At 73.1% G+C, this 12181-nt stretch carries 10 protein-coding genes; 3 read left to right on the forward strand and 7 right to left on the reverse strand.

The genetic code is table 11. The features are described 5' to 3' along the window. Positions 1–56: 56 nt before the first annotated feature. Together ABZ806_RS38415 and ABZ806_RS38420 are read right to left on the reverse strand one after the other, a co-directional pair. The gene (locus ABZ806_RS38415) at positions 57–1988 is read right to left on the reverse strand and encodes a glycoside hydrolase family 3 protein (RefSeq protein ID WP_500223297.1); all 1932 of its coding nucleotides are present in this window, start codon (positions 1986–1988) and stop codon (positions 57–59) included. Positions 1989–2514: 526 nt separating this feature from the next. Continuing rightward, entirely contained in the window at positions 2515–3483 is a 969-nt protein-coding gene (locus ABZ806_RS38420) for a DUF2382 domain-containing protein (protein ID WP_500223299.1), read from the reverse strand. Positions 3484–3844: 361 nt separating this feature from the next. Here ABZ806_RS38420 and ABZ806_RS38425 point away from each other — a divergent pair, with 361 nt between their 5' ends. Beyond that, positions 3845–4837, forward strand: coding sequence for a matrixin family metalloprotease (locus tag ABZ806_RS38425; protein ID WP_500223300.1), 993 nt, complete (start codon positions 3845–3847; stop codon positions 4835–4837). 55 nt (positions 4838–4892) lie between these two features. Here the strand turns inward: ABZ806_RS38425 and ABZ806_RS38430 are convergent, their stop codons facing one another. The 3 genes from ABZ806_RS38430 to ABZ806_RS38440 form a co-directional block, all read right to left on the reverse strand. Further along, positions 4893–5468, reverse strand: coding sequence for a class E sortase (locus tag ABZ806_RS38430; RefSeq protein WP_500223303.1), 576 nt, complete (start codon positions 5466–5468; stop codon positions 4893–4895). Between the two features lie 112 nt (positions 5469–5580). Beyond that, on the reverse strand, positions 5581–6573 hold the full coding sequence (locus tag ABZ806_RS38435; protein ID WP_500223306.1) for a chaplin family protein: 993 nt from the start codon (positions 6571–6573) through the stop codon (positions 5581–5583). Between the two features lie 185 nt (positions 6574–6758). After that, positions 6759–7526: a hypothetical protein gene (locus ABZ806_RS38440; protein ID WP_500223308.1), complete on the reverse strand. Its 768-nt coding sequence runs from the start codon at positions 7524–7526 to the stop codon at positions 6759–6761. Positions 7527–7876: 350 nt separating this feature from the next. Here ABZ806_RS38440 and ABZ806_RS38445 point away from each other — a divergent pair, with 350 nt between their 5' ends. Continuing rightward, entirely contained in the window at positions 7877–8131 is a 255-nt protein-coding gene (locus tag ABZ806_RS38445) for a hypothetical protein (RefSeq protein ID WP_500223310.1), read from the forward strand. A gap of 119 nt (positions 8132–8250) precedes the next feature. Here ABZ806_RS38445 and ABZ806_RS38450 read toward each other — a convergent pair whose 3' ends face one another. Both ABZ806_RS38450 and ABZ806_RS38455 read right to left on the reverse strand, forming a co-directional pair. After that, positions 8251–9510 (reverse strand): FAD-dependent oxidoreductase, encoded by a 1260-nt coding sequence (locus ABZ806_RS38450; protein ID WP_500223312.1) that lies wholly within the window; start codon positions 9508–9510, stop codon positions 8251–8253. A gap of 27 nt (positions 9511–9537) precedes the next feature. Then, positions 9538–10764: a carboxylate--amine ligase gene (locus ABZ806_RS38455; protein WP_500223314.1), complete on the reverse strand. Its 1227-nt coding sequence runs from the start codon at positions 10762–10764 to the stop codon at positions 9538–9540. Between the two features lie 299 nt (positions 10765–11063). On the opposite strand from ABZ806_RS38455, the gene ABZ806_RS38460 reads away from it, so the two are divergent. Then, complete coding sequence (locus tag ABZ806_RS38460; protein WP_500223315.1) at positions 11064–12173, forward strand: glycoside hydrolase family 26 protein; 1110 nt, start codon at positions 11064–11066, stop codon at positions 12171–12173. The last annotated feature ends 8 nt before the right edge of the window (positions 12174–12181 follow it).

Consider the following 12181-nt stretch of genomic DNA (forward strand, 5'->3'; position numbering starts at 1 on the left):
GCGTGTTGTTGTTTTCGACGTGCTCATAACAACAACACGCCGCAGGTCAACGGGGATCAGTGGTGGTGTCCGTGCCCGCGGGTGCGGAGGCCGTAGCCGTAGGGGAAGAGCGGCTTGTAGTCGCGGTCGCCGATGTTGATCGGCTCCTGCGCCTCGCTGCGCGGCCACGTCACCGGCAGGCGGCCGGTGAAGGGACGCTTGCCGAACAGGACGTCGGCGACTCCCGCGCCCTCGCTGCCCGGCAGCCAGGACATGACGAACGCGTCCATCTTGGACAGCTGGTCGGTGACGATCTGCGGCCGTCCCGCGACATCGAGGACGACGCACGTGCGGATCGCGCCGCACACCTTGTCGATGTTGGCCTTGTCGGCGTCGGACAGGTTCAGCGTGTGCCCGTTGCCGACGTCGCCGACGCCCTCGGCGTACGGGGTCTCGCCGACCACGACGACGCCGACGTCACTGCCCGACGTGGGCGCCGACGCGTCCGCGCTGTAGGTGACGTGGGACGAGTTCTGCTCGATGCCGTCCAGGATCGTCGTGCCGGGGATGATGGCGCCGGACGAGCCCTGCCAGGTGACCGTCCAGCCGCCCGCCTGGTTTCCGATGTCGTCGGCGTTGGCGCCCGCGACGTAGATCCGGGCGTTCTCGCGCAACGGCAGAGCCCGCTGGGAGTTCTTCAGCAGGACCTGCGACTCCGCGACGGCCCGGCGCGCGACCGCGCGGTGCTCCGGCGACCCGATCGTCGAGGCGAGGCCGCGGTCGGTGTAGGGGTGCTCGAACAGGCCGAGCTCGAACTTGGCCGTCAGGATGCGGCGCACGGCGTCGTCGATGCGGGACGTCTTCACGCGTCCCGCCTTCACCTCGGCGATCAGCGTCTGGACGAACTGCGGAGCGCTGTAGGGCTCCATGAACATGTCCATGCCGGCGTTGACGGACGTCCGCACCTGCGTGGCGTAGTCGCCGGGGATCTGCTGGATGGCCGCCCAGTCGCTGATGAGGAACCCGTCGAAGCCGATCTTCTTCTTGAGGACGTCGGTCAGCAGCTCCTTGTGCGCGCTCATCTTGACCGGGTTGCCGACGCCGTCCTCCGTCCAGTCGACGCTGGAGAACGACGGCATGATGCTGCCGACGCCGTACTTGCGGACGGCGGTGACGTAGGGCGCCAGGTCGATCTTCGCGAACGTCCTGCGGTCGGTGACCGTGACGCCCTGGTCGATCGTGTACGTCCCGCTGGTGGACGAGCCGTACACCGTGTCGCCGTCACCGGCGAAGTGCTTCGCCGTCGCGAGGACGTGCCGGTTCGTCGCCATGTCCCGCTTGTGCTCGCCCTGGAAGCCCTCGATGCCGACGGCCATCTCGCTCACGAGCCGCGGGTCCTCGCCGAAGGACTCGTACGTGCGGCCCCAGCGCAGGTCGCGGCTGACGCAGACGCACGGCGCGAACACCCACTGGGGCCCGGTCGCCTTGGTCTCGATCGCCGTGATCTGCTCTTCCCGCTTGACCAGCGCGGGGTCGCGGGTCGCGCCCATCGCGATGTTGTGCGGGAAGATCGTCGCGCCGACGAGGTTGTTGTGGCCGTGCACCGAGTCGATCCCGTACAGCAGCGGGATCTTGAGCCGGGTGGCGAGCGCCTTCGACTGGTAGGCGTCCACCATGTCGGCCCAGCCCGCCGGGGTGTTGTCGGCGGGCACCGACCCACCGCCGGACAGCACCGAGCCGAGGGCCAGCGTCGTGATCTGGTCGCGGTCGCCGTCGACGGCGCCGCGCTCGGCCTGCGCCATCTGGCCGACCTTCTCCTCCAGCGTCATCCGGCCGAGCAGGTCGCCCACCCGCGCGGCGACGGGGAGCCGCGCGTTCAGATAGGCCGGTGGGCCGCCGGCCACCGCGGGCTGCGCCGCGACGGCGGACGGGAGGGCGGCGATGGTCGCGAGCGCGACCAGTGATCGCCCGATCCGGGTGGCGATGACACGTCTGTGGGGGTGTCGCAAGTCGTCCCTCCTGAGTCGCTGCGAGGACGCCGCACGGCCCGGCGGACCGCGCACGGCCGGGCGCGGAGGTCGTGGCACGCCCGGACGGCCACGACCTCCGCGCTCGGCGACGTCGTCACTCAGGAACCTCCCCCGGCCCGCGGGCGGCTGTCAACGAACCCGCCCGGCGCACGCCGGACCCTGGTGGAAACTGGGAAAGAGGGGTTGACGGAGACTAAATTCACACGTTGAATCATGCACCGAACAAAGCCGGTCGGACGGGCGGGGACCGCGGGCGCCCCGCCCCGGGCGGCGCTGCCCGGCCGGACCGGCGCTCCCGCACCACCGGTCGCGCTGACCACCTCCGGCCACGCGAGCTCCGGCCACGCGAGCTCCGGCAGCGCGAGCTCCGGCAGCGCGAGCGCCCGGGCGGCCGGCGGGTGAACGGCCGGCCCGGGCGCTCGCCATCCGGTGTGGCGCTTCACTCGGGACCGCGTCTGATCGGCACGTGCCTACTCGGCACCGCGGCTGCTCAGGGCCGCGTCGCTCACGTGGACGGGCGGCCGCGCTTCCCGCGCTCGGTCCCGCGCTCGCCGCGCACGTCGTCGTCGCGCGTCACCTCGATGCGCTCCTTGCGGAGTTCGCCGCGCACCGTCTGCTCGTCCTGCACCTCCTCGGTGCGCACGTGGATGCGCTCGACCGGGATGGTCTCCTTGGCGATGACCGGCCGCTCCTCGTAGAGAATGATCTCGTGGTCGTCCTCGGCGAGGCTGACCTGCGGGTCCGGCTCCCCGCCCACGATCGGCTCGCGGTCGATCCGGACCTCCTCGTGCGAGACCGGGATCGTGCGCTCGACCGTCTCCGTCTCGACGAACTTGTGCACCCGGACGCGGCCGGCCTCGTGCCGCTCGGTGCCGATGCGCATCTGCTCCTCGGACCGGGTGATCTCGGCCATCGGGGCCTCGGCGCCCTCGCGCGCCGACTGCGGCGGCATGGCCCGCTGCTCGCGCCCCGGCCGGTCGGGGTGGACGGCCATCCCGGCCGCGCCCGCCGTGCCGGCCGCGCCCGCGGCCTCGGCCGTGCCCGTCTGGGTGCTCCCGCTGGTCCCGGCGGTCCCGCCCTCGCCGGCCCGCCCGCGCTCGCCGGCCGTCCGGTCCGCGTCCCCCGCCGTCTCCGCGTCGCCGCCCTGGCGGCGCCCGCCCGGGGGCCGCACGCCGTAGTGCCGGTACAGGTCCACGATCTGGGCGTGCGACAGGTGCTCGTCGGCGTCGACGTTCGGGGCGCCCTTGATGGTCTCCTTGTCGTAGGGGACCTGCAGCATGTCCTTGTTCTTCCGCGAGCCCGAGAGCGGGACGAAACTCTCCCGCATCCCGAACCATCCCGTGTGCACGGTCACCCACTCCGGCGAACCGGAGTCGTCGTTGAGGTAGACCTGCTTGATCGTGCCGACCTTGGTTCCGTTGGTGTCGGACACGCTCATGCCCATGAGTTCCCGCACCTGTGTCTGCGTCTGCACGTTGAACACCTCTGCTTCCGTGAACGCTGCCGGCGGCGAGACGGGGGGCCGGGGGAGGTGGGTCCAGCACCCGCCTCTCGGCAACGGTGTTCTGTTTGATCCCGAGTTGCCGGATTACTTGCTGCTTTTCCGTATGGGGGGCCAATAAACGCGTTTGCCGTATTATGAGGGAGGATTTACCCGATTCTTACATCCCTCTCAGTGTGGCGCGTCGCCGATTTCCCGACAAAGGCACATCGAGGCGATCACCGGCACCGGGCACTTCCGCCGAGATGGTGATCATTTTAGAAAGCGGCCGTTTCCCTTTTCCGCCACCACGAAAGACTGCCAGGGGACGTTCCCGCACATCGGAGAAAATGCTATGCGCGACTATCCACGGGCGGTCCGGCGAGTGGGGGCCGTGACGGCCGCCGCGGCGCTCGCGGGCACCGCGTTCACCGGCACCGCGTTCACCCGTCCCTCCTCGGCCGGGCCCACATGGTGCAAGCCCGGCGGGACGCTGTCCGCCCGCGCGATGCCGCAGCGGGTGCGGATCGCCGACTGCGATCTGCGCGGCCGGACGGTACGCGGCGCGAACGGGCTCGCGGCGGTCGTCCCGTCCGACGGGACCTCGCTGGTCGCGCACGAGCTGCGCACCGACGGCGGCGCCGAGCTGCGCATCCGGGTGGACGAGCGGGGCGGCGAGATCACCATCGACGCGCGCGGCGGGCGGGTGCCGCAGGGCCGGCCGCGTAGCTTCCGGGCGCCTGCCGCCGCCTGCGCGGACGGTACGCACCGCGCCGAACCGAGCAGGTGGCCGAAGGGCACCACCGTCCAGTGGCACTACTCCGCGGGAACGGCCGGGCTGCCGCGGGCCCCCCTCGCCAGGGGCATCGCCACCATGGCCGGCGCCCGCACCGACTGCGCCGCCGGCGGCCGCTTCACCCCGCCGCCGGACGTGGCCGAGCACTACGCCGGGCAGGCGGCGCAGCCCCCGAACGTCACCGGCGCGGCCGCCTGCGGGACGCGGGACGGGGCCAGTACGTTCGGCTGGCGGGCGATGCCGCAGGCGGAGAACGACGTCCTCGCCGCGACCTGCACCTGGTTCAAGGGCACGACGACCGTCGAGAGCGACATGGCGCTGCAGGCGCAGGGCAAGAAATGGTGGACGGACGGCTCGTGCCCCGCCGGGAGCTATTCCGCCGAAGCCGTCGCGACGCACGAGTCCGGCCACGTCCTCGGGCTGGCCCACGTCGAGGGCACCGAGCACGAGAACCTCACGATGGCGCCGTCGATCGCGTCCTGCGACAGCACCGCCGCCACCCTCGGCAAGGGCGACTACGACGGCCTGATCGCGCTCTACGGCGGACGCTGAACGGCGCGGAGCCGCACCGCGCCGTCCAGCGTCCGGCCTTCGATCAAGGCTGGGATCAGCGCCTCGACTGGAGCTTGCCGACGACGACGAGGCGGTGCCGGTCCGAGCCCTTCGGGGTGCAAGTGATGAGCGTGACGTACTGGCCGTGGGGCGCACTGCGCCGCTTGAACGGCACCGGCTCCAGGACCCGCCGGTCACGCGGATCGATGACGCGCTTGGTCCGCACCCGGTACACATAGGTCGTGCGGCCCCAGCGCAGGACGATCCGGTCGCCGCGCCGCATCCGGTCGAGCTTGTTGAACGGGTGCAGCCAGGTCGTCCGGTGGCCGAGCAGCACGGTGTTGCCGTCCCGCCCGGGAACACCGGTCCCCGGGTAGTGGCCGGCGCCGCGCCGCAGGACCTCCTGGCCGACGCCCTGCCGGACGGCCGCCTTCAGGTGCATCCGCTTGATCCGGATCTGCCCGAGCCGCGCGCCCTTCTCCGGACGCGCGCCGACCGCCGCCGCCCGTGCCTGGACGGCCCGTGCCTGGACGGCCTGCGCCTGCGGGACGCTGAGGACGGGCGCGCAGCAGACGGCCGCGATCGCCACCCCCAGGACCCTCCGGACGGGCAGTGCTCTTCGGTTGAGCATGGTGAGCCTCCATCGATCTGGAGTGCCGCTTGCGATGGGAAGGGGGCGGCACGTCTGCCGCCCCCTGTCCGTGTCCGCCGGCCGAGGGATCGTCATCCGGGCCGGCGCGTGCTCAGTTCAGGACCGGCGAGCCGACCCGGACGGGCGCCCCCGCGCCGCCCTGCGGCCCGACCTGGCCGGGCTGGACGTTCATTCCGGGCAGGTTGACGAGCTTCCCGGCCATGTCCAGCAGCTGCTGGACGCCGGGCAGGCCCTCGGCGCTGCGGTAGTTCGCGCCGGTGTCCGCCCTGCGGTGGCCGTCGGACCGCAGGGTCGAGGGCAGCTTCTTGTGCTTGGCGGCCGGGCGGTGCTTGGACGGCTTGTAGGGCTTCTTGTGCTTCACCGGCGGCGTGCGCAGGGTGGGCGGCAGCTCGTCGTCCGAGCCGCCGACGCTCGCACCGCCCTTGCACTGCGCCTCGGCGAGGCCGAGCGCCGCGACGGCGTTGCCGCACACGTTGATCGGGGCCTTGATCGGGATGTACAGCTGGTTGCCGTTCAGCAGCCCGAAGTTGCCCGACGACTTCATGTCGACGTCGCGGTCGCCGGTCCGCTTCACCGACGCGCCGCCCTCGCACTGCGCCCGGGCGAGCCCGAGCACGGCGACGGCGTTGCCGCACACGTCGACCGGGATGCTGATCGGCGCGTAGACCTGGTTGCCGTTGGCGATCCCGAAGTTGCCGGACGACTTCATCTTCACGGACTTGCCGTGGTCCCGGCCGCCGCCGCCCCAGAGGCCGCCCGTCCGGTAGCCCGGGTCGGCGGCGTAGCCGCCCTGCGAGCGGTGCGACGACACCGAGGCGCCGCCCTTGCACTGCGCCTGCGCGAGCCCGGCGACCGCGACCGCGTTGCCGCAGACCTCGATCGGGATGCTGATCGGCGCGTAGACCTGGTTGCCGTTCAGCAGCCCGAAGTTGCCGGACGACTCCATCTCGACGCCGCCGTCGTGGCCGCCGCCGTAGAACGTGGCGGCGTTGGCCGCGACTCCGGAGCCGAAGGCGGCTCCGATGGTGAGGGCACCCGCGGCCACCAGGGCGGCGCGGGAGGTGCTCTTTGCCCACTTTCGCATGATGTTTTGCTCCTGTCCTTGCATCGGTGGTGATCGCTGCGCGGCACCGTCCGGGTGGGCGCAGCACTGGCAGCGGCCGGGGCCCGGCCGTTGCGCGTGGAGAAGGGCTCAGTGGAGGCGGGCGGCGTGCTTCGCGCACGCGGCCGCCGGGAAACCGGCCGTGCACGGCCGGGTGGGGATCGCCCCTAGTCGGGGACGACGGACGGGCTGCCCGGCGCGGCCATGTCGGTCAGCGCCGTGCGCCGGAACGTGCCGGCGTCCACGGCGGCCGGTGCCGCCGGATGCCGCCGGTTCGGCAGGTCGGCGACGGGCGTGAGCGGGTGCCCGCCCGTCGATCCGCCGCCCTGCGGGGCGTCCTGGCTGGGCTGCGCGGGCGCGTGCGCGGGTGCGCGCCGGTCACCATGGCAGCGGGAGCAGTCGCCCGCCTTCGGCGCCATGGCCGTCTTGGCGGCGGGTCCCGCGTGCGGGGCCGCCGAGACCGGGGCCTTGGACGCCTCGTGGGAGGCGCCGCCGGCGTCCTGCCGCTTCGGCTGCTCGCCGGCGGCCGGCCGCTGGTCGGGCCGGGTGCCGGTCACCTTCTCGACGAGCCCGCCGAGGACGGGCCGTTCGGGCCGGACGTCCGGGAGCCGGACCCGCGGCACGCCGGCGGCGTCGGCCGCCTCCCGCACCTGGCGGACGGCCCGGTCCTTGTCCTCGAACAGGTCGCGCTGCCGCGACCGGACGTAGCCCACGGGGTCGCTCCCCATGTCGCGCATGTCCTCGGTCACCATGCGCCGGCCCGGCCTCGACGTGAAGTGCCGGAGCGTGGCCGATCCCTCGTCGTCCGCCTGCGCGGCATGCGGTGCCTGCGGCGGCCGGTCGGCGGCGTTCGCGGGGTCGTGCAGCGCGGAGAGCGCGATCCACCCGGCGAACGCGAAACCGGCGATGGCGGCGAGGCGGAGCAGAACGGGCACGAGGGCATGCCGCGGCCGACCCTGCGGGTGAATAGCCCCGCGCTGGATCGATGCGGATTCCACGGCCGGTTCTCCTTGTCGCCTATTCGAGGTCCGGTCGAACGTAACACCTGGGATGCCGGGCGCAAGAAGCCATTGTTCACTTCACGGGCGTGTCCCCGGATCATTTACCGGGGCATGAATTCGCCTTTGACCGCGCCCGGCTTTCCCTTCCGCCGACGCCCGCTTTGCCGTACTCATCCGTTCTGTGGCGCCGGCACCCGGGACTGAGGGAGAAGCATGGCGGACGGTATCGAATGCGCTACAGTCGGTGAGCGAGTGGTCACCGACCGCCCCCCGGAGGAGCTCCCATGCCCAACGCCTCGTCCGCGATCGCCCGGTTCCGCCCGCTGCGCCGGCCCCGCGCGCCCCGCCGCGAAGTCCACCGCTTCCTCACCCGCGCCGACCTCGTCCGCATCGCGCTCGCCAACGTCCCCGCTGATCAGCGCCCGAAGACGGGGCGCGGCCTGCCGTCGGTGTGGACGCTGTACTGGCGCGTGCAGTGGTCCGGCACGGCCGCCCGGACCGAACGCGCCCGCCGCCGCGCCCGCGCCGCCAGGTCCTAGCCCAGGCGCGGGCGGCGGAACCCGTTCTCTCCCACCGCAGAGGAAGATCCTCAACCCGCATACGCGAACGCCCGCCCTCGGGAGGAACATCGTCCTCCCCAGGGCGGGCGCGGCGGTTCTCACTGGCGGGACGGGTCCGGCTCCAGCGCGTGCGCCGGGCGGGGCGCGGGCGGGCGCATCCGCGGCGTCCGGCGGACGATGTGCCGGGCGATGCGGGTCGCGGCGAAGTCGGCGCCGTGCACGAAGCGCATGACGGGGCCGAACGTCGCGGCGGCGGCCAGGCCCGCGAAGTAGAGGCCCGGTGTGGACGCCTCGAAGTCGCGGCTGAGGGCCGGGGCGCCGAGCCGGGTGGCGATGCGGCCGCGCAGGTCCGGGGCGAGCAGGCCGAGCCGCGCCACGTCCGGGACGTAGCCGGTCGCGGCGATGACGTGCTCGACCTCGGTGACGAGGCGGTTGCCGGAGCGGTCGACGGTGGTGAGCGCGAGGCCGTCCTCCTGCTCGACCGCCTTCGCGGGCCGGTGGCCGGTCGTGACGCGGACGCGGTCGTCCAGCCGGTCGCGCAGCCACCAGGAGCCGGCCGGCGGCAGCGTCTCGCGGACGATCCGGCGGCGGGTCGCCTCCGGCAGGTACCGGACGAGGCCGGGCCGCTCCGCCCACAGCCAGGTGCGGTAGCCGGTGCCGAGGCCGGAGCGGGGCCCGCCGAGCAGCCGGTCGCGCAGGGCGCGGCGCTCCTGCGGCACCGTGTTCCAGTCGAGCTCCGGCCGCCGCGCGATGACGTGCGGATGCGCCCCCGCGTCGGCGAGCAGCACCGCCGTCTCCAGCGCGGACTGCCCGGCGCCGAGCACGGCGACCTCCTTGCCCGCGAACAGGGTGAGGTCGCGGTGGGCGCTGGCGTGCGAGACGAGCCAGGACGGCATGCCCGCCAGCTCCTCCGGGATGTGCGCGAACGGGCCGACGCCGACCGCGACCACCACGGCCCGCGCGGCGATCGTCTCGCCGGTCGACAGCGTGACCGCGTAGCCGCCCGGCCTGCCCCGCTCCACGTTGACGACCTGCGCGTCCCGGTCGCCCGGCCGCTGCGGGACGGCCTCGGCGGCGAACCAGCGGCCGTACTCCACGAACGTCTCCAGCGGGATCGGCTGCCCGATCCGCCAGCCGGGGTGCAGGTCGGTGAACCGCATCCCGAGCTGCGGCGACCCCAGGTTGGACGCGAACGGCTCGGATTTCAGGAACATGCCCTCGGGCATGTTCGCCTCCCAGAACCGCATCGGCTCGCCGATGATCCGGATGTCGAGCCCGAGGTTCTGCAGGTGGGCGGCCGTCGACAGGCCGTAGGGCCCGGCGCCGGCGATCACGACGTCGCTGGCCGAGTCGCTCATGTCTCATTCCCCCGTGTGTTGGTGGTGTTACCTGGTGCGGAGCCGCTCGACCGCGCGGAGCACGCTCCGCCGGCCCATCGCGAGGAAGGGCGGCAGGTCGTCCGCGGCGTACCAGGCGAACTCGTCGGCCTCGCGCAGCGGGCGGAGGGCCCCCGCGCGCAGCGGCCGCCGTCCGGCCGTCTGCTGGACGTAGTGGTTCTCCACCAGCAGCCGGCGGCCGGGGGCGGGGCTCGCGTCCGGGACGCGGCGGCCGGACTGGTGCAGGTGCAGGACGCGGGCGAGGTCGAGCCCGTTGCGGTCGGTGAACAGCCGGAACTGCGCGCCGATCCGCGGGTTGAAGTCGAGCAGGTGGTAGCCGCCGTCCTGGTCGAGCCGGAAGTCGAGGTCGACGAGGCCGCGGCAGCCGAGCCGCGCGACGATCCCGACCGCGATCCGGTACAGCTCGTCGTTGGCGACCCACTGCCCGACGACCGTGTGCCCGGCCTGCGGCGGGTGCGCGAGGTGCTTGCGGCCGGTGCCGCCGAACAGGCAGTCGAAGTTCGCGTCGAAGTAGCCCTGGAAGAACCAGTCGCCGCCGCCCGCCGGGACGCGGCGCTGCAGGATCAGCGGGCCCGCGTCGCCGTCGGGGTCGCGGTGCCGGGCGGCGGCGTACAGCTGGTGCAGCTCGCCGCGCGTGCGGACCAGCGTGGTGCTGCGCAGCCCGGTGCCGAGCCGCCACGGCCGCGCCCACTTGGCGATCATCGGCAGCCCGAACGCGTCGGCGGCCTCGTCGACGTCCGCGGCGGACGCGGGGATCCGGCTGGGCGGGCAGGTGATGCCGTGCTCTGCGCAGGCGTCCCGCAGCCGGGACTTGTCGGCGACGCGGCGGGGGACGTCCGGGTCCTGGTCCGGGAAGGCGAAGCGGGGGCGCAGCGCGTCCGCGTGCTCGGCGACGAAGATCGCGCCGGCGTCGTCCATCGGGACGAGCAGCGTCTCCCGCCCGATGCGCTCGCCGATCGCGCGCAGGTGGCTCAGCAGTTCCGCCGGGTACTGCGCGGGCGGCGCCCACGGATGCCCCCGGTACAGGTAGCGGGAGCGGGACGCGGGGTTGGCGCGCCCCTCCATGATCGCGTGGACGGGCACGCCGGCCCGGCCGAAGCTGCGGATCGCCGCGAGCGTCCCATGGTGGAAGACGTTGCGGTCGGTGCGCAGCAGCAGGACGGGAAGGCCGGTGTCGAGGCGGGTCCGCGGCGGGGTGCGGGTGTCGAAGAACATAGGTTCAGGCGTATTCCCAGGGATTGCGGCGCACGACAACCTCCCTAACGTAAATTCTCGGCCTGTTCCGTCCTGACTGCTTTTTCGCGGCGGACGTCCAAGGGCATACGATACGCATGGGAGCTGCGGATATCCATTCAGCGGGGCGGCCATTCGGACGTCGCCGGAAAAGGCCGCTTCCGTTCTGTCCGCTCCCTCCGCTTCTGGCCGCGTTCGCCATCCTGGTGCTGCTCGCGGCGTCCACGATGGTGACCTGGCTGCAACCGCAGGCGGTTCAGAAATCACCGTCGCATGTGCCCGTGGGGGCATTTCTGGGTTCCGGCGCGGAGGGGGTGGCCCGGGTCGCCCGGTTCCAGCGGTGGCTCGGCTCGACGGTGACGGTCGGCCGCACCTACCTGCCGGGCGACGACTGGCGCGAGATCGAGGGGCCGCGCGGGCTGCTCGCGCCGTGGGCCAGCTGGAAGGCGGCCGATCCGCGGCGGCTGCTGGTGGTGAACGTGCCGATGATGGCGCCGAACGAGTCGTGGATCCCGGTTCCGGTGCTGGGCTCGCTGCTGCGCGGCGGCGCGTCCGGCGCGTTCGACGCGCACTACCGGATCCTGTCCAGGCGGCTGGTGGGACTGGGCGCGGGCGACGCGGTCATCGTGCTCGGCTGGGAGATGAACGGGGACACCTACGGCGGCCGGTGCGCGCCGGATCCCGGCGCGTGGAAGGCGTACTGGCGGCGGATCGTCGCGACCATGCGCTCGGTCCGGGGCGCGCGTTTCCGCTTCGATTTCGCGCCGACGCGGGGCCGGGACGCGGTTCCGTGGACCGAATGCTATCCCGGTGACGACGTCGTCGACATCATCGGCTCCGACAGCTATGACCAACCGCCGGGCAAGTCGTTTGACGATTACGTGAACGAGCCGTACGGGCTGCGGGCGCAGGCCGATTTCGCCGCCGCGCACGGCAAGCGCATCTCGTTCCCCGAATGGGGCCTGTTCCGCAATTCCGACAACCCCGAATATATTCGGGGGATGCATGACTGGATCATGTCGCACGATGTCGTGTACCAGTCGATCACCGACTACTGCCCGCACGGGGTCTGGTCGTGCGGCGGCAACCCGCGCTCGTCCGCCGCCTACCGCGAGTTGTTCGGCGGCGTGACGGCCCCGCCGCCGGCGTCGCCGAACGCGCCGTTCACCCCGCCGCCGGGCGCTCCCGCAGCGCCGCCCACGGCACCCACAGCACCTACGGCGCCCGCGGCGCCGACGACGAGGCCGCCCGCGGACCCGTCCCCGGTGCGGCCCGCGTGGACCAGCCCGCCCGCCACCGCCCGCGCGTCGACCCGGCCCTCGTCGGGAGAGCCCCCGGCCACCTCCCGGGTGACGGCGGCGAGCAGGTCCAGGGTCCCGGACAGGTCGTAGCCGGCGGA

The organism is Spirillospora sp. NPDC047418 (assembly GCF_040643275.1).
Taxonomy (GTDB): domain Bacteria; phylum Actinomycetota; class Actinomycetes; order Streptosporangiales; family Streptosporangiaceae; genus Spirillospora.

What these genes read in the sequence shown, in the direction of transcription:
- ABZ806_RS38425 (WP_500223300.1), top strand. Translation starts at nt 3,845, where the DNA reads ATGCGCGACTATCCACGGGCGGTCCGGCGAGTGGGGGCCGTGACGGCC.
- ABZ806_RS38430 (WP_500223303.1), bottom strand. Translation starts at nt 5,468, where the DNA reads ATGCTCAACCGAAGAGCACTGCCCGTCCGGAGGGTCCTGGGGGTGGCG.
- ABZ806_RS38435 (WP_500223306.1), bottom strand. Translation starts at nt 6,573, where the DNA reads ATGCGAAAGTGGGCAAAGAGCACCTCCCGCGCCGCCCTGGTGGCCGCG.
- ABZ806_RS38445 (WP_500223310.1), top strand. Translation starts at nt 7,877, where the DNA reads ATGCCCAACGCCTCGTCCGCGATCGCCCGGTTCCGCCCGCTGCGCCGG.
- ABZ806_RS38450 (WP_500223312.1), bottom strand. Translation starts at nt 9,510, where the DNA reads ATGAGCGACTCGGCCAGCGACGTCGTGATCGCCGGCGCCGGGCCCTAC.
- ABZ806_RS38455 (WP_500223314.1), bottom strand. Translation starts at nt 10,764, where the DNA reads ATGTTCTTCGACACCCGCACCCCGCCGCGGACCCGCCTCGACACCGGC.